The organism is Streptomyces sp. NPDC030143 (assembly GCF_055573695.1).
Genome location: NZ_JBVIAY010000013.1, coordinates 210,937 through 231,718 on the forward strand (window position 1 = coordinate 210,937; position 20,782 = coordinate 231,718).

The following is a 20,782-nucleotide window of genomic DNA, read 5'->3' on the forward strand; positions in this document are numbered from 1 at the left end:
TCGGCATGTTCGATGGCATCCGCACGACCTGGGGAAGGGTGGTCACCGCCACACGCGCGCGGTCGCGCTCGGGCGGGGAGGGGCCCGGGGAGGGGGCGGGGTCCGACGGTCACAGGGGGCGGGCCGCCGGGCGGCGCGGGCACAACCTGTTCGAGGCGGCCGCCACCTACGTCTCGGCGTGCGCCGAGGACGACCAGGACCGTATCGAGGAGGCGGCGGGCTGGGTGTCGCCGGAGGCCCTGTCCTTCGGGGTCAACGAACTGGCCTGTCGCGCGGTCGTCGCGCTCGCCCGGGAACGGGACGAGTCGCCGCAGACGGTGGCCCGGGCTCTGCTGGGGCTGCCTGCGGCGTGACGGCCGCCGATACGGCCGCCCCCCAGGGTGATTCGCCCCCTTCCGGTCGGAAAACTGCAGCTCCGGGCCTGTCGGGCAGTCGTGACAAGGGCCGTGCCACCGCACTAGGGTGCGCGCCGTTGGACGAACTCCTGGGGAGGCTGGGATGGCCGGGACGGACGAGGACGCCGTCGCCGCCGCGGACGATGCGCTCTATGTGCTCACGGCGGTGCTGCTGACGCCGGCGAAGTTCCCGAGTGTGCTGGGCGACGACTACGCGGAGGCCTGTGCGGCACTCGGCCTCGCGCCGCTCGCCGACGGATACGGCCTGGTGCTGGGCCAGGACGGCGAGGGTGCGCGGTGGACCGTCGTCATCGACGACGTGTCGCTGGTGGCCGTGGCCATCGCGTCGTGGGACTGCGGCATGGAGTACGAGCTGTCGCCCGACGAGCGGACGGTGGTCGCGGCCCTGCCCGGCTGGCCCCTGGCGGTCGCCGTCGCGGCTCCCGGCGTGCCCGCTCCGCACGATCCGGCCCCCGACGTCGCGGACGGACCGCCGCTGTGTCCGCCGGACACGAGCGTCTGGGGCCCGGCGCAGCGGCGGCTGGGTGCCGACGAGATCGCCCTGCAATGGGCCTCGTGGCGGGAGCAGGTAGACGACGCCGAGTTCGCTCCCGCACGCGAGGCGGCCGAGGCCGCCGCGAAGCCCGACGGCGCCCCGAAGGGCCCCGGGACCTCCGAGGCCACGCCGACGGGGCACAGCGGCATCCGGCGGGTCCTCGCGGAGGTGCGCGCCTATGTGGACACTCCGCCTCCGCTCGGTCGTGTGCGCTCGTCGTTCGCTCCCGGCGACGCGCGGACCCTGCGCGCCGACGGCCCCGGCTGGTCGTTGGTGGCCAGGACCGACGACATCGCGTTCGTCCTGCTCGACGACGAGCCGGGCGAGGTGCTTCCGGTGGGCCGGGGGCCCGAACTGCCGGCGCTCCTCGAAGCGCTGGACAAGATGGCGGTCCGCCCCAGCTGAATCCGCGCGGGGCGGCGGGGGCCGTCACGCGGCCCCCGCCCTCAGCGGCCCAGCTCCTTGCGCGTCACCCGGCGCAGTCTGCGCCGCTGCGAGGGATCCAGCGTCAGGTACGCCGCCGCCGGAACCCCCAGCACGATCAGCAGAGCCGCCCACCAGGGCAGCCAGATCAGCAGGAGGAGTCCGACCGCCACGCCTCCTGCGGCGATCTTCGTGTTCCTCGACATGTCGCCTCCTTCGCGGCCACTGCCGCTCTCTGCAGGGAAAACGGCTTCGCGCGGCGCGCGGTTCCGCAGCCGACCCTGAGACGTCCCTGACCTACACCCCCGAGACGCCCCCGAGAACCCCTCCTTCCGCCGGATGTCCAAGGCGTCAGAACATTGTGTGCGCATCGGGCTCGGAAGTGCTGTACCCTCGGCGACCGGCTTTGAGTAGTCAAATTTGAGGAGCAGGTTCATCTCTGTGCAGAGAGTTCCCATCGACGCCACGCCCGAGCCCGTCGAACTGCCCCACCATCACGCGGTGTTCGTGCCCGGAGACCCGGCGCGCACCGGAAGCGTCGCCTTCTGGCGGCCCGGCGCGGCCCCCGCTGCCGTCACCGCGTCCGGATCCGCCGGGGGACTGACCGTCGTCCGGCCCACGGCCACCGGTGTGGAAGCCGCCAGGGTGCCCGCGATCCTGCTCCCGGTGCGCGAAGCCCTGCCCGTCCTCACCCGCGCGCGTGCCGACGCCGACCGGACCGTCGCGTTCTGGCGTGCGGCGGCCCTGACGGCCCTGGAGTTCGTGGCGCGGGGCCTGCTGCTGCCCGGTCTGTCCCACGACGACCACGACGCCTGGCGCGTGGGCCCGCTGGGTCCCGAGGACGTCGACCGGGTGCGCCGGCTGGCCGCCGCGATGCCGCCCGAGGCGCACGCCGTCCCGGTCGACGGCCGCCCGCCGCTGCGGCTGCCCGACCCCGAGCGGTTGCTGCGCGCCTTCCTGGACGCGGTCGCGGACACCCTGCCGCGCTCTCCGGCCGCATCCCTCGTGACGGGTGGACCGGTCTTCGCCGCGCCTCAGCCCCGACCCGTGCCCGAGCTCCGCCCGTGGGCCGCCGACGTCGCCGCCGGGCACGACGCCGGCGTCCGGATCTCGCTGCGGATCGAGGTGTCGGATGTCTCCGCCGAGGCGCCCGAGAAGGCAGGGCCGAGGTTCCGGGCCGTGCCACAGGTGCACGGCGTGAGCGACCCCGCGCTCGTCGCGGACGCCGCCGACGTGTGGCGGGAGTCCGGCACCGCTGAGCGGGCGTTCGGCCCCCGCGCGCGGATGGACGCCCTGCTCTCGCTCCGCCGCGCGGTCCGCGTCTGGCCCGCGCTCGCCCCCTTGCTGTCGGCGGCCGTCCCGGAAGCCGTCGACCTGCTCGACGACGAGATCGCCGAGCTGCTCGGGGAGGGGTCCCGGGCGCTGGCCGCCGCGGGGGTCGAGGTGCACTGGCCGAGGGACCTGGTCCGTACGCTGACCGCACGTGCGGTGGTGGGCCCGCCGGACGCCGCGCCGGAAGGGGAGCGGACCGGCTCCGCGCTGCCCTCGTTCCTGTCCGCGGACGCCCTGCTGTCGTTCACCTGGTCGTTCGCGCTCGGCGACCAGCCACTCAGCCGCGCAGAGCTGGACCGGCTCGCCGAGGCGAACCGCCCGCTGGTGCGGCTGCGCGATCAGTGGGTCCTGATCGACCCCGGCGAGCTGCGGCGCGCCCGGGCGCAGCAGGACCGCAAGGTGACACCGATCGACGCGCTCGGCGCGGCGCTGGCGGGCTCGACCGAGGTGGACGGCCGGCGGGTCGAGGTCCGGCCCACCGGCTGGCTGGCGTCCCTGCGGGAGCGGCTGACGCACCCCCGCGGGGACGAACCGGTGCAGCAGCCCGCGGCGCTCGACGCCACGTTGCGCGACTACCAGCGGCGGGGCCTCGACTGGCTGGCGCGGACCACGTCCCTGGGGCTCGGCTGCTGTCTCGCCGACGACATGGGACTCGGCAAGACCGTCACGCTGATCGCCCTGCACCTGCACCGTCAAACGGAACCCGAGGCGGCCGGCCCGACGCTCGTGGTCTGTCCGACGTCCCTCATGGGCAACTGGCAGCGCGAGATCGAGAAGTTCGCGCCGGGCACCCCGGTGCGCCGCTTCCACGGGCCGCGCCGCGACCTGGACGCCCTGGCGGACGGCGAGTTCGTGCTCACCACCTACGGCACCCTGCGGCTCGACGCCGAGCGGCTCGGCGAGGCGCCGTGGGGCCTGGTCGTAGCGGACGAGGCACAGCACGTGAAGAACCCGTACTCCGCGACGGCCCGGGCCCTGCGCACGATCGGGGCACGCGCACGCGTGGCGCTCACCGGCACCCCGGTGGAGAACAACCTGTCGGAGCTGTGGGCGATCCTGGACTGGACGACCCCCGGCCTGCTCGGCCGGCTCGGCACCTTCCGCACGCGGTACGCGCGCTCCGTCGAGAGCGGCGCCGACCCGGCCGCCGCAGACCGGCTCGCTCGGCTGGTCGGACCGTTCCTGCTGCGCCGCCGCAAGTCGGATCCGGGCATCGCACCCGAACTGCCGCCCAAGACCGAGACCGATCGGCCGGTGTCCCTCACCGCCGAACAGGCCGGCCTGTACGAGGCCGTGGTACGCGAGACGCTCGCGGCGATCGCCGACGCCGACGACATGGCGCGGCGCGGACTGATCGTCACACTCCTGACCGGTCTCAAGCAGATCTGCAACCATCCGGCGCAGTACCTCAAGGAGGACCGGCCGAGGACCCTCGGGCGGTCCGGCAAGCTGGAACTCCTGGACGAGCTGCTCGACACCCTGTTGTCCGAAGGTGCGAGCGTCCTGGTCTTCACGCAGTACGTGCGCATGGCTCGGCTCCTGGAGCGTCACCTGGCCGCGCGGGGCGTGCCGTCGCAGCTCCTGCACGGCGGGACGCCGATCGCCGAGCGCGAGGCGATGGTCCAGCGCTTCCAGGACGGTCAGGTCCCCGTCTTCCTGTTGTCGTTGAAGGCGGCCGGTACCGGGCTCAACCTCACGCGCGCGGAGCACGTCGTGCACTACGACCGCTGGTGGAACCCGGCGGTCGAGGCACAGGCCACCGACCGGGCGTACCGCATCGGCCAGACCCGGCCCGTGCAGGTGCACCGGCTGATCGCCGAGGGCACCGTCGAGGACCGCATCGCCGACATGCTGCGCCGCAAGCAGGACCTCGCCGACGCCGTGCTCGGCTCCGGCGAGACGGCGTTCACGGAACTCACGGACGCCCAACTGGCCGACCTGGTGGAGCTGCGAGGGGGTACGCGATGAACCGGTACGACGACGGCGGCGAGCGCACGTTCGCGGCGCTGCCTCCCGCGCGCGGGAGGGGCTTCGCTCAGACCTGGTGGGGCCGGGCGTGGCTGACGGCCCTGGAGGACGGGGCGCTGGACTCCGAGCAGGTGCGCTCGGGCCGCAGGCTCGCGCGCGCGGGCGCTGTGGGGGCGGTGTCGGTGCGGCCTGGGCGCATCACGGCCGTCGTACAGGACCTCGACCGCACCCCGCACCGGGCCGACGTGCTGCTCGACGTCCTGACGGACGCCCATTGGGGCCGGTTCTTGGACCTGACCGCGGAACGGGCCGGCCATGTGGCCGCGCTGCTCGACCGCGAGATGCCGCCGCACCTGGTCGAGGACGCTGAGACGGCCGGCATCGACCTGCTGCCGGGCCCGGGCGACCTGGAGGCCGGGTGCGACTGCGGCGCCTGGGACCACTGCGGCCACACGGCGGCGCTGTGCTACCAGGTGGCGCGGCTGCTCGACCAGGACCCGTTCGTCCTGCTGCTCCTTCGGGGACGTGCCGAGCAGGCCCTGCTCGACGACCTCCAGGCGCGCGGCACCGTCGCACGGGCCGGGACGGCGAGTCCGGCTGGGACGGAGGGCGTGGACGCGACGGAGGCGTTCCTGGCCGGGCACCTCCTGCCGTCGCTGCCCGCCGCACCGGAGGTCCCCGAGGCACCGGGCGTGCCGCCGTCCCTCGACACGGAGGTCCCCTCCCCCGCCTCGGTCGACGCGTCGGCCCTGGAGGTCCTCGCCGCGCGGACGGCCGCCGAGGCGCACCGCCTGCTGGCCGAGGCCCTGCGCCCGGCGGCGCCGCCCGCCGGGCGGTTGACGGTCGCGCAGGACGCCGTGCGGCTGGCGGCGGGGATCCTCGACGACCCGTGGGCGGCGGAACGATCCGGCACCGCTGTGCTCGACCGGCTTGCGGCCGGCTCCGATCGCAGCCGCGAGCAACTGGCGTCGGCCGTCCGGGCATGGCGGCTGGGTGGTGCGGTGGCCCTGTCGGTGCTGGAGGAGGAGTGGACCCCGGACGGCGAGACGGCGGCACGCGCGCGTGCCGCGCTGGACGCGGCGTGGGAGGAGGACGAGCGACCGGCACTGCGGGCCAGGGGCAACCGGTGGACCGACCTCGACGCGCCCCGTCAACTGCGGCTGGGCCGGGACGGCCGCTGGTGGCCGTACCACAAGGAACGCGGCCGGTGGGTTCCGGCGGGCGACGCGGCCCGGGATCCGGCTTCGGCACTGGCCTCCCTGTCGGACGCCGCGGGGTCCTGAGACCGGGCCTCACGACCGTCGCCCGGCCGTCGCAGGGGGCGCTGTGCCGGTTTCCGGGCGGCTTCACGGGCCTCCGCCGGGGGCCCGTCGCCGGCGGCGCCCACACGGGCTCCTGCGAGCGGGCTCCACCCCGTCGCGGGGCCCGTCGCGGGGCCCTCGCAACCGGCGCCGTACGGGTTCCCGAGGCCGGCTTCACGGGCCTCGTCGGCCCCTGGCGGACGTGCCGCCGCAGTACCGGACGGCTTCACGGCCGTCGCCGGGGGCCCTTGCAGGCGGTGCGGCTGCGTCTGGTGATGCTGCGCCGGGGGTCGGGCATCCCTCCGACTCCGGCTCGGGGCGGTGCGCCCGTCGTCGGGCGAGGGGCGGACGTGATCCGGCCGCCTCGTGGGTTCGGGTGCTGTCGATCGGCACGTGGTGGACCCGGGCGCGGGCCGTCCGCGGGCACGGGAAGAATCAGGGAGCGGCGCCGGACGGCCCACCCGGGCGCGCGGCGGTACGCGCGCGGGTGCGCTCACGGAGCCCGGCAGAGGCCCCGGCAGCGCACCCACGCGCGCGTGCCGTCAGCCTCGGGCGCCGAGCAGGTGGTCCATGGCGAGCTGGTCCAGCCGCTCGAAGGCCATGCCGCGGGCGGCTGCCGCCTCGGCGTCGAAGTCCTCGAACGCGCCGCGGTCGGCGAGCAGGGCCTCCAGGCCGTCGGCGGCGGTGGGCTGGGCCAGCTGGTCCAGCCGGGAGGCGCGCAGGGCCTCCTGGACCTCCGGGTCGTTGCGGAAGGCGGCCGCACGCTCCTTGAGGATCAGGTAGTTGCGCATGCAGCCCGCCGCGGACGCCCACACGCCGTCCAGGTCCTCGGTCCGCGGCGGCTTGAAGTCGAAGTGGCGCGGGCCGGTGTAGCCGGCGCTCTCCAGCAGGTCGACCAGCCAGAACGCGGAGCGCAGGTCACCGGCGCCGAAGCGCAGGTCCTGGTCGTACTTGATGCCGGACTGACCGTTGAGGTCGATGTGGAAGAGCTTGCCCGCCCACAGCGCCTGGGCGATGCCGTGCGGGAAGTTCAGGCCCGCCATCTGCTCGTGACCGACCTCCGGGTTGACGCCGTACAGCTCCGGGCGCTCCAGGCGGTCGATGAAGGCCAGCGCGTGGCCGACGGTGGGCAGGAGGATGTCACCGCGCGGCTCGTTCGGCTTGGGCTCGATGGCGAAGCGCAGGTCGTAGCCCTGGGAGGTGACGTACTCGCCGAGAAGGTCGAAGGCCTCCTTCATGCGGTCGAGGGCCACGCGCACGTCCTTGGCGGCGCCGGACTCCGCGCCCTCGCGGCCGCCCCAGGCGACGTAGACCTCGGCGCCGAGCTCGGCGGCCAGGTCGATGTTGCGGATCGTCTTGCGCAGCGCGTAGCGGCGCACGTCACGGTCGTTCGCGGTGAACGCACCGTCCTTGAAGACCGGGTGGGTGAAGAGGTTGGTGGTGGCCATCGGCACGGACAGTCCGGCGGTGTCCAGCGCCTGGCGGAAGCGCTTGATGTGCTCCTCGCGCTCGCTGTCGGACGATCCGAAGGGGATCAGGTCGTCGTCGTGGAAGGTGACGCCGTAGGCGCCCAGCTCGGCCAGGCGCTGCACCGTCTCGACCGGGTCCAGGGCACGCCGCGTGGCGTCGCCGAACGGGTCCCGTCCCTGCCAGCCGACGGTCCACAGGCCGAAGGTGAACCTGTCCTCGGGGGTGGGCTGGTAGCTCATACCGCGGCTCCTTGCTTGAAGACTGTCTCGCCGACTATTTCGTCATGGCCGTTTACAAATTAGTATGCGGACGCATCTCTGGGAAGACAGATCCCGCAGAGCCGCGCAAAAAACTTAGGGAGAGCCCGATGTCAGCAGCCGAGGGTCCGCTCGTCGTCGGCGTGGACACATCCACCCAGTCCACCAAGGTGCTGGTCGTCGACGCGGCCACCGGCCGGGTCGTCGCGAGCGGTCAGGCGCCGCACACCGTGTCCTCGGGGGCCGGCCGGGAGAGCGACCCGCGCCAGTGGTGGGACGCCCTGTGCGAGGCGCTGCGCCAATGCGGCGACGTGGCGCACGAGGCGGCTGCGGTGTCCATCGGCGGACAGCAGCACGGGCTCGTGACGCTGGACGGGCACGGCGAGCCGGTGCGCCCGGCCCTGCTGTGGAACGACGTGCGCTCGGCACCGCAGGCACGCCGGCTGACGGAGGAACTGGGCGGCGCTGGGTTCTGGGCGGAGCGCACGGGATCCGTCCCGGCGGCCTCCTTCACGGTGACGAAGTGGGCGTGGCTCGCCGAGAACGAGCCGGCGGTTCTGCGCGCCACGAAGGCCGTCCGCCTCCCCCACGACTACCTCACCGAGCGCCTGACGGGCGAGGGCACGACCGACCGCGGCGACGCCAGCGGCACCGGCTGGTGGGCGTCCGGCACCGAGGAGTACGACGCCGAGATCCTGAACCATGTCGGTCTCGACCCGGCGCTGCTGCCGCGTGTGGTGCGTCCCGGTGAGGTGGCGGGGACCGTCCGCGTCCATCACGAGCTGCCGTTCTCCAAGGGCACGCTGGTCGCGCCGGGCACCGGTGACAACGCGGCCGCAGCTCTGGGGCTCGGACTGCGCCCGGGCACCCCGGTGCTGAGCCTCGGCACCTCGGGCACGGTGTACGCGGTGACGAAGCGGCGCCCCGCCGACCCGACCGGCACGGTGGCCGGCTTCGCCGACGCACACGGCGACTGGCTGCCGTTGGCCTGCACCCTGAACTGCACGCTCGCCGTCGACCGCGTCGCCGCCCTGCTCGGCCTGGACCGCGAGGCCGTCGAACCGGCCGCCGGTCTCACGCTGCTCCCCTACCTGGACGGCGAGCGCACCCCGAACCTGCCGAACGCCTCCGGCCTCCTGCACGGACTGCGCCACGACACCACCGCGGGCCAGCTCCTGCAAGCCGCCTACGACGGTGCCGTCCACTCCCTGCTCGGCGCCCTGGACCTGGTCCTCGACGAGGACGCCGACCGCTCGGCCCCCCTGCTGCTGATCGGCGGCGGCGCCCGGGGCACGGCCTGGCAGCAGACCGTGCGCCGGCTGTCGGGACGGCCGGTGCAGATCCCGCAGGCCAGGGAACTCGTCGCGCTCGGCGCCGCCGCGCAGGCCGCCGGACTGCTGACCGGCGAGGACCCGGCCGCCGTCGCCCGGCGCTGGAACACCACACGCGGCCCGGTGCTCGACGCCGTCGAGCGGGACGAGAGGACCCTCTCCAGGATCGCCGGGGTACTCTCCGACGCGGCCCCGCTGCTGGAGCGGGGCACCGACTGAACGCGGCACCGCTGCCGGAGCGGAGCACCTACCGAGAATCGACGGAGGCATGAGCGCACCGCCGCACGAGGCCCGCCCGACCGGCCCCGCCCGCGCACTGCCCGACACGCAACAGGGCATGCGCCGGCGCAACCTGGCCCGGGTGATGCACGCCGTGAGCGCCGAGGGACCGCTCTCCCGTGCCGCGGTCGCCTCGCGCATCGGCCTGACCCGCGCGGCGGTGTCGACCCTCGTCGACGAGCTCATACGCACCGGCCTCCTGGAGGAACTCGGCCCCGAGCGGCCCGGGCGGGTGGGCCGGCCCGGCTCGGCGCTGGCCGTCAGCGGTCGCGGCCCGGCCGGGATCGGCGCCGAGGTCGGCGTCGACCATCTCGCCGTGTGCGCCGTGGACCTGCGCGGCGAGGTGCGGGCGCGCGCCGAGCGGCACGGCACGAACCGGGGCCGCTCCGCCGAGCCGGTGGTCGCGGAGCTGACCGGGCTCGTGCGCGAGGTCGTCGCCGAGGCGGAGGGCGCGGGCCTGTGGCCGGCCGGACTCGCCGTGGCCGTCCCCGGCCTGGTGGCCCGCGACGCCCGCACCGTCGTCCGCGCCCCGAACCTCGACTGGCACGACGTCGACCTCGGTCCGCTCCTGCCCGCCGACTTCCCGCTGACGGTGGACAACGAAGCAAACTTCGGCGGATTGGCCGAACTCTGGCTCGGCGAAGACTCCCCACGCGACTTCCTGCACGTCTCGGCGGAGATCGGCATCGGCGCCGCGCTGGTCGTGGACGGCAGCCTGCTGCGCGGCACTCGCGGGTTCGCGGGCGAACTGGGGCACGTGCCGGTCCACCCCGACGGGCCGGCGTGCGTGTGCGGCGGGCGCGGCTGTCTGGAGCAGTACGCCGGTGAGGAAGCCGTGCTCCGCGCGGCCGGCCTGGAACCCGGCGGGGACCGCGTCGGACTGCTCGCCGGCCGCGCCGCGGGCGGCGACGAGGACGTACGGCGGGCGCTGCGCGAGGCCGGAACCGCGCTCGGCATCGCCCTGACCGGGGCGCTCAACCTCCTGGACCCACAGAGTGTGGTGCTCGGTGGCGCCCTCGCCGGCCTGGCGCCATGGCTGCTGCCCTCCCTCGAGGCGGAACTCGCCCGGCGCACCACGGGACCGCCCTGCCCCGTCGCCGTGTCGCCGCTGGGCCCCGAGGGTCCGCTGCTCGGGGCGGCGCACTCCGTGGTGCGCGCCGTACTGGACGATCCGGCGGCGGTGGCGGGGCGGGGTTGAGCGCTGTCGACGGACGGGCCACGGGGCGGAGCCTGTCGACGGTCGGGCCACGTGGTGGGCCCGTCGACGGACCAGCCACGGGCTGGACCTCTCGACGGACGGGCCGCGGGGTGGAGATTTGTCGACCGGCGGGCGCGGGGCTGGGTGCTGTGGACGGGGGCGGGGGGTGCGCAGCCGTCGATCGCATCAAGAAACGGAGCTCCCCGTACGGGTGAGCGAGTTGTCCCCAGTCCCGCCGTCGTCCACGGACCCGGCGGTTCGCCCCTGTCGGTCCCTCGGGCGTCGTAGCGTGATCCACGTGGGGTGCAGCCTGCGGCACCGCCCCACAGCCGCGGCCGGCGCGAGAACACAGCAGTGCGTGGGCGAGGCCGAGGTCGCCCGGCACGCGGGCAACTGGGACTGCAACGCACACAGCATCGGTATCGAGCACGAAAGGGGGTGGACCGGCCGGCCTGGTTCACCGACGCGGTGTACCAGCGGTCCGCCCGGCTGACGGCGTCGATCTGCGACCGGTACGGCATCCACCAGGGGCCGGGCGCACATCCTCGGCCACCACCAGGTGCCGGGCACCGACCACACGGATCCGGGACCGGACTGGGACTGGGACTGGCCGCGTTGCCTGAGACTCGTCAACTCGGCCTGCACGGTTGTCGGCGCGGCCACCCGGAGTGACGATGTCCCCAGCCGCATCGCCCACCGGGAGGCCGAGTTGACCGATCCCTGGGTGGCCCTGGAGCCGGGGGCCGACCCTGCCGAGCGTGTACGGGTGCTGCGGCGCGCGCACGAGACGTTCACCGCGGCAGGCACGGTGCCGCGGCCGGTCCGCGCGGTGGTGGCCGACTCGTGGCGCCGCTCCGCGCGGGCCGGCGTCGGCCCGGACGGCACGGCGTGCGTGGAGCTGACGGACGGCGCTCTCGACGCCTGCCGGGCCGATCATCCGCTGGCACGGGTGATGCCTCTGTTCCGTGAGCTGATGGGCACGTTCGCCGCCGACGGGGAGCACCTCCTCGCGGTGTGCGACGCGCACGGCAGACTGCTGTGGGTCGAGGGCCACCCGGCGACGCGGCGGAAGGCGGACCGGATGAACTTCGTTCCGGGCGCCCGGTGGTCGGAGAGCGCGGTCGGGACGAACGCACCGGGCACCGCTGTCACCGTCGACCGTCCGGTGCAGGTGTTCGCAGCCGAGCACTTCATCCGGCGGGTACAGCCGTGGACGTGCGCGGCCGCTCCGGTACACGATCCGCGCACCGGGCGGGTCCTCGGCGCGGTGGACATCACCGGCGGCGACGGACTGGCGCATCCGCACAGCCTGGGCTTCGTCCAGGCCGTCGCGCGGGCCGCGGAGGCCCATCTGGCACTGCTCGCCCCCGAGCACCCGGCGTCGGCCACGTCGGAGCTGACCGCGCTGGGCCGGGACGAGGCGTGGCTGGTCGTCGCCGGCCGCAGGGTCCGGCTCAGCCGCCGGCACAGCGAGATCCTGGTGCTGCTGGCCGCGCACCCGGAGGGCCTGACCGGCGACGAACTGCTCTGCGCGCTGTACGCGGACGAGTCGGTGACGCCGGTGACGTTGCGGGCCGAACTCGCCCGGCTGCGCGGGATCCTGGGTCCCGGCCTGCTGGCGTCGCGCCCTTACCGGCTCACCGTGCCCGTGGAGTCGGACGTCTCGGTCGTCGAGCGGCGGCTGGCGGCCGGAGCGGTCACGGCCGCTGCGACGGCGTACACCGGGCCGCTGCTTCCGGCGTCGCAGGCACCGGCGGTCGTCCGCCTGCGGCACCGGCTCGCCGACGGGCTGCGCGCCGCGTTGGTCGCCTGCCGGGATCCCGACCTGCTGGCGGACTGGGTGCACGCCCCATGGGGCGAGGACGACCTCGAGGTCTGGCAGGCGCTGGCGGCGGCGCGGCCGACGGCGCCCGTACGGGCCCGCCTGGCCGCGTTGGAGTCGGAGCTGACGGCACCCCGGAGGTGGGCGCGGCGCCGGACGACAGACTTCGACTGAACCGGCTTCGGCCGAACCGGTTCCGGCCGAACCGGCTTCAGATGGGCGGCCTCGGGGCGGACAGCCTCGGATGGGCGGCCTCGGCAGAGCGGCCTCGGTTGAACGGGTCTCCGCAGAGCAGCTCCGGGTGAGCGTCTTCGGGTGAGGCGCCGCGTCGCATCGCCTCCTCGGCTGAGTCGGTCTCGACCTCGGCACCAGCGCCGATACCCCCACGAGCACCAGCCTCAACATCCCCACACCGGCCCGGCACCGGCACCGGCACCGGCACCGGCACTCGCACCGGCTGACCCAGCCCCGGCTGACCAAGCCCCGGCTGAGCGCTCTCCGTGATCGTCTCGGCCGGGCGGCACCGCGTCGCGCAACGTACCTGCAACGTCCGGCGTCCTAGCGTCCCGCGCAGAGCTGTCCGACGGCGGACGGCGCTACTGAGGGAGGCTGGCCGGAATGACCCGTTACGCGGCGCCGGGAACCGAGGGCGCGATCGTCTCCTACCAGACGCGTTACGACCACTTCATCGGCGGGGAGTACGTGCCTCCGGCTCGCGGCCAGTACTTCGAGAACCCGTCGCCGGTGAACGGGCAGCCGTTCACCGAGGTGGCGCGCGGCACGGCGGAGGACGTGGAGCGGGCGCTCGACGCGGCGCACGCGGCCGCGCCGGGGTGGGGCCGCACGTCGGCGACCGAACGCTCCGACGTGCTGCTGAGGATCGCCGACCGGATGGAGGCGAACCTTGAGCCGCTCGCCGTGGCGGAGAGCTGGGAGAACGGCAAGCCGGTCCGGGAGACGCTGGCGGCGGACATCCCGCTGGCGATCGACCACTTCCGCTACTTCGCCGGCGCGGTCCGCGCGCAGGAGGGCTCGCTCAGCGAGGTCGACGACGACACGGTGGCGTACCACTTCCACGAGCCGCTCGGCGTGGTCGCCCAGATCATCCCGTGGAACTTCCCGATCCTGATGGCCGCGTGGAAGCTGGCACCGGCGCTCGCCGCGGGCAACGCGGTCGTCATCAAGCCGGCCGAGCAGACACCCGCCTCGCTCCACTACTGGATGAGCCTGGTGGCCGATCTGCTGCCGCCGGGTGTGGTGAACATCGTCAACGGCTTCGGCGAGGAGGCGGGCAAGCCGCTCGCCTCCAGTCCCCGGGTGGCGAAGGTCGCGTTCACGGGTGAGACCTCCACGGGCCGGCTGATCATGCAGTACGCCGCGGAGAACCTGAAGCCGGTCACTCTGGAGCTCGGCGGCAAGTCGCCGAACATCTTCTTCGACGACGTGTGGGAGAAGGACGACGACCTGCGCGACAAGGCCCTGGAGGGCTTCACGATGTTCGCGCTGAACCAGGGCGAGGTGTGCACCTGCCCGTCGCGCGGCCTGATCCAGAGCGGCAACTACCCCGACTTCCTGGCCGCGGCCGTCGCCCGCACGGAGCTGATCAGGCCCGGGCACCCTCTGGACACCGACACGATGATCGGCGCCCAGGCCTCCAGCGACCAGCTGGCGAAGATCCTCTCCTACATCGACATCGGCCGGAAGGAGGGCGCCAAGGTCCTCACGGGCGGCGAACGCGCCGAGTACGGCGGCGAGTTGACGGGTGGCTACTACGTCCAGCCGACGATCTTCGAGGGCGACAACCGCATGCGGATCTTCCAGGAGGAGATCTTCGGCCCGGTCGTCTCGGTGGCCTCGTTCGACGACTTCGACGACGCCGTCAAGATCGCCAACGACACGCCCTACGGCCTCGGGGCGGGTGTGTGGACCCGGGACATCAACACGGCGTACCGCGCAGGCCGGGCGATCCAGGCGGGCCGCGTCTGGACGAACTGCTACCACGCCTACCCGGCGCACGCGGCGTTCGGCGGCTACAAGCAGTCGGGGATCGGCCGGGAGACGCACAAGATGATGCTGGAGCACTACCAGCAGACGAAGAACCTCCTGGTGTCGTATTCGCCGAAGAGGCTGGGCTTCTTCTAGGCACAGAAAATGGGCGCCTGACCGGGGCAGATGCCCGTCAGGCGCCCAACTGCGGGTGCACCTGGACCACGAGTGGCGCTGGGCGGCGAATGGGGCCCCACCAGCGCCTCCTTCAACGCCAACGGCATCGTCCCCACACCCGACGGCAGGCACCTGATCGTGGCCCAGACCGTGGGAGCACGCGGTCGTGGTCGGACACGACTGGGGTGCGATGGTCGCCTGGTGCACAGCGCTTCTCCACCCGGACCGGGTCCGGGCCGTCGCCGGAGTGTCGGTCCCCTTCGTCCCCCGCACCCCCGTACCGCCCACCCAGTACTGGCGCGAGACGCTCGGCGAGGACTTCTACATGCTCTGGCTCCAGGAACCCGGAGTCGCCGACGCGTTCCTCGCCGCCGACGTCGAACGCGCACTCAGCGGTCGTCGGATCCAGGACCGCGAGGCGTGGCTCAACAGTCCGGCCACCGACAGCCTCACCGACCCCTCCCCCGAGGACCAGGCGCTGATCGCCTCGCTGAAGCGCAACGGCTGGACCGGACCGCTGAACAGGTACCGCAACTTCGACCGCAACTGGGAGCTGCTGGCCCCCTACGACGGCCGCACCGTCGACCAGCCCGCCCTGTACATCGGCGGTGAGAAGGACCCGGTGCTGCAGTTCATGCCGCCGTCGCTGATGGACGGCCACGTCACCGACCTGCGCGGCGCCGACATCCTGCCCGGGGTGACGCACTGGATACAGGAGGAGGCCCCTGAGCAGGTCAACCGACGCCTGCTGGACTTTCTGGCGGGGCTCTCGGAGTAAACCGCCGACTGGCCGGTGTCGCGCCGCGAGAGGCACGGCAGGAGGACTCCTCAGACATGGTCGAGCGGGGTGGGTGGGCCCGCATGAGTTGCCCTGCCGGGTATCGAGCGGCAGGGCACATGCGGCTTGAGCCTCGGAAGAACAGCAGGCTCATCGACGGGGTGGAGCCAGGATCATCCTGGCTCCACCCGTGGTGCGGGCGTGTCACTGGAACTGTGCGAAGAACCTCCAGATCTCTGCCTTGGTCCAGGTGGTGACGCCGCTTTCGCCGCCGGAGCCGTCGACCGGACCGGGTATGTGGCCTCCGTCGAACGCGGCCCATTGGACCGGGTATCCGGCACGGCAGCCCGAGTAGGTGGTGGTGATGTGCGTTCGGCTGCCCGGAGCGGGCTCGCGCGGGCTCTGGGCGGCGCAGCCGTTGTTGCTGACGAACTTGTCGCGCAGGGACCGTCCTTGCCCGATGTTGAGGACGTTGTCGCTGATGCCGTGGATTCCGAAGTAGGCGATGGGCTGGGTCCCGCCGCTGCACCCGCTGATCTGGGCGCCGGAGATGACCGCGACGGCCCTGAAGACGTTCGCCCGGCTGCATGCGAGTGCGTAGCTCATACCGCCGCCCCAGCTGAATCCGGTGGCGAAACGCTGTGCCGGGTTGACACAGAGGCCGCCCTCGATGCGCCGGATCATGTCGTCGACGAAGGTGACGTCCTCACCGCCCGAATTGGCCCAGCCGTTGCCGAGGCCCTGGGGGGCGACCAGGATGGCGCTGTTGTTCGACTGCTCCTGCTGGCCGTAGTAGGACCAGGCGCTTCCGCTCGTGCCGCCCGAGGCGACGTCGCCGGCGGTTCCGCCCCGCCAGTGGAACGCGAAGATCAGCCGGTAGCGGTGGCTGTTGTCGTAGTTGGCGGGAACCCTGAGGATGAAGCTGCGGCTCTTGCCGCCGCTCTGGATCGTGTGCGTACCGCTCGCCAGAGTCGGAGCGCTGCCGCATGCGCCGCCGCCTCCGCCACCGGACGACAGCTTGACCAACTGCCATTGCTGGTTGGCGCCTCCCCAGTCGGTGTACTGGACGACGTTGGCGCCGTCAGCGGTGGAGGCGCCCTGCACCTCCACCGCCTTGCTGCTGGTGCGGTTGATCAGCCGGACGTGGCCCCCGTCGGAGTCCGCAAGGCGGAACTGCTGGTTGGCCGCGTTGCGGTCGGCCCACTGCTGGATCGCGGCACCGTCTGCGGTCGAGCCCCCGGCCACGTCGAGAACCTTCTCCGAGTGCCGGGCCTTGAGGCGGTAGAAGCCGCCGCCGGAGTCCACGAACTGCCATTGCTGGTTGGCTCCGTCGTGGCGCGTCCACTGACTGACCCGCGCGCCGTCGGCGGTGGAGGTGCCGGAGACGTCCAGCGCCTTGCCGCTGTTGCGATTGACCAGGACATACCAGGCATTCGTGTCCACCGTCGCCGCCGCGGCGGGCGTCGGATTCACCACCGCGAGCATGCCGATCGCGAGGGCTGCCGCCACCACGGCGGCGATCCGGGACCACCAGCGATGTCGCGCTGGAGGGGCGAAGGAGGCCACACCGTAGGTCTTCATCGATACACCCTTTCGTCTGTGGCAGGTCCCGTCAGGTGCGGGTCCAGCGCTGGTTGCTGCTGTTCGAGCAGGTGTAGAGCTGGATCAGGGTGCCGTTGGCGGTGCCGCCCGAGACGGCGTCGAGGCAGAGGCCGGACTGGACGCCGACGATGGATCCGTCGGAGTTGAGGCGCCATTTCTGGTTGTCGCCGCCCCAGCAGCCGTAGATCTGGACCTTGGTGCCGTTGCCGGTGCCGGCGGCGTCCAGGCACTTGTTGCCGTAGACCCTGAGCTCGCCGGCGGCGGTGTGCGTCCACTGCTGGTTGGTGCCGTTGTGGCAGTCCCACAGGTGGAGCTGGGTGCCGTCGGTGGTACTGGTGCCGGGCACGTCCAGGCAGCGGCCCGAGCCGACGCCCTTGATCTGTCCGGAGCCCGTGGGGGGCGTGGTGGAGCCGCCGTTGAGTGCGTTGAGGACGGCGGTGTAGGCCGGCTTCTTGCTGCCGTCGCCGTTGAACAGCAGCGGTGTGTGCTGCGGTCGCCAGGAGTCGGTGTCGCGCACGCCCCAGACGGTGATGCCCAGACAGCGCGTGACGGCCAGGCAGTCGTTGGTCACGTTGGCGTAGGTCGTGGCCGAGGCGCCCTGGATGTCGAGTTCGGTGACGGCCACGTCGACGCCGAGGGCGGCGAAGCTCTGCAGGGTGGTGCGGAAGTTGCTGTTGTAGGGGCTGTCGTTGTTGAAGTGCGCCTGGAAGCCGACGCAGTCGATCGGCACACCGCGCTGCTTGAAGTCCCGGACCATGGCGTACATGGCCTGGGTCTTGGCCCAGGTCCAGTTCTCGACGTTGTAGTCGTTGTAGCAGAGCTTGGCGGCCGGGTCGGCGGCGCGCGCGGTGCGGAAGGCGACCTCGATCCAGTCGTTGCCGGTGCGTTGCAGGTTGGAGTCGCGCCGGGCTCCCGAGCTGCCGTCGGCGAAGGCTTCGTTCACGACGTCCCACTGGACGATCTTGCCCTTGTAGTGGCCCATCACGCCGTTGATGTGGTTGATCATCGCCTGGCGCAGCGCGCTGCCGCTGAGCCTCGCCATCCAGGCGGGCTGCTGGGAGTGCCAGGCCAGGGTGTGGCCACGCACCTGCTTGCCGTTCTGCACCGCCCAGTTGTAGACGCGGTCACCGGCGGTGAAGTTGAACTGGCCCTGCTGGGGTTCGGTGGCGTCGATCTTCATCTCGTTCTCGGCCGTCACCGAGTTGAACTCTCGGCGCGCGATCGTCGTGTACGCCGAGTCGCCCAGCCTGCCCGAGGCGATGGCGGTGCCGAAGTAGCGGCCGCTCTGCGCCGCCGCGGCGCCGAGCGTGTTCTCGGCGGCGTGTGCGGTCGGCGGCGCGGCCAGTGCGGCGACCACACCGAGGAGGCCGGCGACCAGCGCCAGCAGCAGGCCGCGGATCTTCCGGCGGACAACGGGTCTGGGAAGGGCATACGAGCCCATGGCTGTGCCTCCAAGCTAGACATCACGGAAGGACTGGAGCGCCGGGGAATGCGTCCTCCGCCCTCACTCGGCGGACGGACGGGGCGGGCCGGAACCCGGGCGGCACGGAATCACCGGACACCGCGGTCATGGGGCCGGGAGGATCTCAACCGGAACAGGCCGCACCCGGTCGGCCGTCGGGTGACGGAGGGCGGGCGGCGGTGTTTCGAGACAGGCATGGGAGTACTCCATCGCGGCTCAGCCGGGGGACCGCCACGCGGCGTCGCGCACCTCTCCAACTGCGCGAAGAGCCAGGATGCGCTGTGCGAACCTCACCGGATGACGGGGTGGCGTCAGGTGCTTTGGTGCGCGGATCTGTCGTGCAGCCATGCGTGGATCTGCCGTGCAGCACAGGTTGCCCAGGCCAACACGGTTCGATATCTCGAACTGTGACCGGTGCTCAGAGGGATGATTGAGGGATTGACGATGGTCGTCAATACTCTCCGCAGAATAAGTTTCGACTCCTCGCTCGAAACATTCGAGAACCCGGCGAGCCGGGCGCCGAACTCCCGGCACCGCCGTCGGCGGACACCTCAGGGCCGGTGCGGGCCGAGCGTGCGGACGCCGCTTGCCGGGGGAGGCGCTGTTTGTGGACAGATCGGCGACAGACCTTGACCGGACGGCCTCGCGTTCCTAGCTTGTGGCGTCACAGCATTCGGAAATTCTTCGAAATGTTTCGAGACTGCTCCTGCCCGTCGGCACGTCCGCTCCGCGGTTCATCGGGGTCACCTCACCCCCCGCCCCCTAAGGAGGCCCTCTGATGTTGTTTCGCCATCCGTCCCCGGTCAGTCTGAGACGCTTACTGGCCGTTCTCGCACCCTTGCTGCTCGTGGCCACCTTCATCGGTGCCCAGCCCGCCGCAGCGGCGACCGTCGACCCCAACGCCTCGTACGTGCTGGTCAACCGCAACAGCGGCAAGGCCCTGGACGTCTACAACATGGCGACCAACGACGGCGCCCGCATCACCCAGTGGACCAGGAGCGACCAGAACCAGCAGCAGTGGCAGTTCGTCGATTCCGGGGGCGGCTACTACCGCATCAAATCCCGCCATTCCGGCAAGGTGCTGGACGTCCACAACTGGTCCACCGCGAACGGCGGCTCGATCGTCCAGTGGACCGACCAGAACGCCACCAACCAGCAGTGGCGGCTGGCCGACAGCTCGGACGGCTACGTGAGGCTCATCTCGCGCCACAGCAACAAGGCCCTCGAGGTACAAGGCGCCTCCACCGCCGACAACGCGAACATCGTCCAGTACGACGACTGGGGCGGCGCCAACCAGCAGTGGCGGCTCGTGAAGGTCGGCGGCGGCACTCCCGGTTCGTGCGATCTGCCCTCGACGTACCGCTGGACGTCGACGGGCGCGCTGGCGCAGCCCAAGCCGGGATGGGTCTCGCTCAAGGACTTCACCGTCGTCCCCTACAACGGCAGGCAACTCGTCTACGCGACCACGCACGACACCGGGACGAAGTGGGGGTCGATGAACTTCGGCCTGTTCACCAACTGGTCGGAGATGGCCTCCGCCAGCCAGAACACGATGTCGACGTCCACCGTCGCGCCCACGCTCCTCTACTTCGCGCCGAAGAACATCTGGGTGCTCGCCTACCAGTGGGGCGGGACCGCCTTCTCCTACCGGACGTCGAGCGACCCCACCAACCCGAATGGCTGGTCAGCCCCGCAGGTGCTCTTCTCCGGAAGCATCACCGGCTCGGGAACAGGACCCATCGACCAGACGCTCATCGGTGACGGGACGAACATGTACCTGTTCTTCGCCGGTGACAACGGCAAGATCTACCGGGCCAGCATGCCGATCGGGAACTTCCCGGGCAGCTTCGGCTCGACCTCGACCGTGGTCATGAGCGACACGACGAACAACCTGTTCGAAGCCCCGCAGGTCTACAAGCTGCAGGGCCAGAACCGCTACCTCATGATCGTCGAAGCGATCGGCTCGCAGGGCCGCTACTTCCGCTCGTTCACGGCCACCAGCCTGAACGGCTCGTGGACACCCCAGGCCGCGACCGAGAGCAACCCCTTCGCCGGCAAGGCGAACAGTGGTGCCACCTGGACCAACGACATCAGCCACGGCGAACTGATCCGCACCAGCCCCGATCAGACCATGACCGTCGATCCCTGCAATCTGCAGTTGCTCTACCAGGGCCGCAGCCCCAACTCCGGCGGCGACTACGGCCTCCTGCCCTACCGTCCGGGTCTGCTGACACTGCAGCGCTGACGGTGTGACACGGGTCCGGCTCCGGTATGGAGCCGGAGTGGGGGGGGGGGGGGGGGGGGGGGGGGGGGGGGAGGGGGAGGGGGGGAGGGGGGGGGGGGGTGGGGGGGGGGGGTTGGGGGGGGGGGGGGGGTTTGGGGGGGGGGGGGGGAGAAAAACAGAGAGAAGCGGTTCCCCCCCCCCCCTCCTCTTTTTTCCCCCCA

14 protein-coding genes and 1 pseudogene are annotated in these 20,782 nt (G+C 72.4%); 11 read left to right on the forward strand and 4 right to left on the reverse strand.

Features of this window, described 5'->3' with window-relative positions; genetic code table 11:
- Positions 1 to 5: 5 nt before the first annotated feature.
- Positions 6 to 353, forward strand: a complete 348-nt coding sequence (locus ACZ4YY_RS23080; RefSeq protein WP_468293190.1) for a hypothetical protein — start codon at positions 6 to 8, stop codon at positions 351 to 353.
- Between the two features lie 145 nt (positions 354 to 498).
- Complete coding sequence (locus ACZ4YY_RS23085) at positions 499 to 1,356, forward strand: hypothetical protein (RefSeq protein ID WP_468293193.1); 858 nt, start codon at positions 499 to 501, stop codon at positions 1,354 to 1,356.
- Positions 1,357 to 1,397: 41 nt separating this feature from the next.
- On the opposite strand, the gene ACZ4YY_RS23090 is transcribed toward ACZ4YY_RS23085, so the two are convergent.
- Entirely contained in the window at positions 1,398 to 1,580 is a 183-nt protein-coding gene (locus tag ACZ4YY_RS23090; RefSeq protein WP_468293195.1) for a hypothetical protein, read from the reverse strand.
- 235 nt (positions 1,581 to 1,815) lie between these two features.
- On the opposite strand from ACZ4YY_RS23090, the gene ACZ4YY_RS23095 reads away from it, so the two are divergent.
- Positions 1,816 to 4,674, forward strand: a complete 2,859-nt coding sequence (locus ACZ4YY_RS23095) for a DEAD/DEAH box helicase (protein ID WP_468293198.1) — start codon at positions 1,816 to 1,818, stop codon at positions 4,672 to 4,674.
- Entirely contained in the window at positions 4,671 to 5,957 is a 1,287-nt protein-coding gene (locus tag ACZ4YY_RS23100) for an SWF or SNF family helicase (RefSeq protein ID WP_468293201.1), read from the forward strand. The genes ACZ4YY_RS23095 and ACZ4YY_RS23100 overlap by 4 nt, the downstream gene beginning before the upstream one ends.
- A gap of 560 nt (positions 5,958 to 6,517) precedes the next feature.
- Here the strand turns inward: ACZ4YY_RS23100 and xylA are convergent.
- Positions 6,518 to 7,684: a xylose isomerase gene (gene xylA, locus ACZ4YY_RS23105; RefSeq protein ID WP_468293203.1), complete on the reverse strand. Its 1,167-nt coding sequence runs from the start codon at positions 7,682 to 7,684 to the stop codon at positions 6,518 to 6,520.
- A gap of 128 nt (positions 7,685 to 7,812) precedes the next feature.
- Here xylA and xylB point away from each other — a divergent pair, with 128 nt between their 5' ends.
- The 6 genes and pseudogenes from xylB to ACZ4YY_RS23135 form a co-directional block, all read left to right on the forward strand.
- On the forward strand, positions 7,813 to 9,252 hold the full coding sequence (gene xylB / locus ACZ4YY_RS23110; RefSeq protein WP_468293206.1) for a xylulokinase: 1,440 nt from the start codon (positions 7,813 to 7,815) through the stop codon (positions 9,250 to 9,252).
- Positions 9,253 to 9,301: 49 nt separating this feature from the next.
- Positions 9,302 to 10,510: an ROK family protein gene (locus ACZ4YY_RS23115; RefSeq protein WP_468293209.1), complete on the forward strand. Its 1,209-nt coding sequence runs from the start codon at positions 9,302 to 9,304 to the stop codon at positions 10,508 to 10,510.
- 358 nt (positions 10,511 to 10,868) lie between these two features.
- A complete protein-coding gene (locus tag ACZ4YY_RS23120; RefSeq protein ID WP_468293247.1) occupies positions 10,869 to 11,003 on the forward strand; it encodes a peptidoglycan recognition protein family protein in 135 nt (44 codons plus the stop codon).
- Positions 11,004 to 11,219: 216 nt separating this feature from the next.
- Complete coding sequence (locus ACZ4YY_RS23125) at positions 11,220 to 12,506, forward strand: winged helix-turn-helix domain-containing protein (RefSeq protein ID WP_468293211.1); 1,287 nt, start codon at positions 11,220 to 11,222, stop codon at positions 12,504 to 12,506.
- Positions 12,507 to 12,950: 444 nt separating this feature from the next.
- Entirely contained in the window at positions 12,951 to 14,474 is a 1,524-nt protein-coding gene (gene exaC / locus ACZ4YY_RS23130) for an acetaldehyde dehydrogenase ExaC (protein WP_468293214.1), read from the forward strand.
- 184 nt (positions 14,475 to 14,658) lie between these two features.
- Positions 14,659 to 15,273: pseudogene (locus ACZ4YY_RS23135) on the forward strand (alpha/beta fold hydrolase); the annotation flags it as partial.
- Positions 15,274 to 15,477: 204 nt separating this feature from the next.
- Here ACZ4YY_RS23135 and ACZ4YY_RS23140 read toward each other — a convergent pair.
- Both ACZ4YY_RS23140 and ACZ4YY_RS23145 read right to left on the reverse strand, forming a co-directional pair.
- Positions 15,478 to 16,785: an RICIN domain-containing protein gene (locus tag ACZ4YY_RS23140; protein WP_468293250.1), complete on the reverse strand. Its 1,308-nt coding sequence runs from the start codon at positions 16,783 to 16,785 to the stop codon at positions 15,478 to 15,480.
- A gap of 100 nt (positions 16,786 to 16,885) precedes the next feature.
- Entirely contained in the window at positions 16,886 to 18,316 is a 1,431-nt protein-coding gene (locus tag ACZ4YY_RS23145; protein WP_468293217.1) for an endo-1,4-beta-xylanase, read from the reverse strand.
- Positions 18,317 to 19,115: 799 nt separating this feature from the next.
- Here ACZ4YY_RS23145 and ACZ4YY_RS23150 point away from each other — a divergent pair.
- Positions 19,116 to 20,582: a non-reducing end alpha-L-arabinofuranosidase family hydrolase gene (locus ACZ4YY_RS23150; RefSeq protein ID WP_468293220.1), complete on the forward strand. Its 1,467-nt coding sequence runs from the start codon at positions 19,116 to 19,118 to the stop codon at positions 20,580 to 20,582.
- Positions 20,583 to 20,782 lie beyond the last annotated feature (200 nt).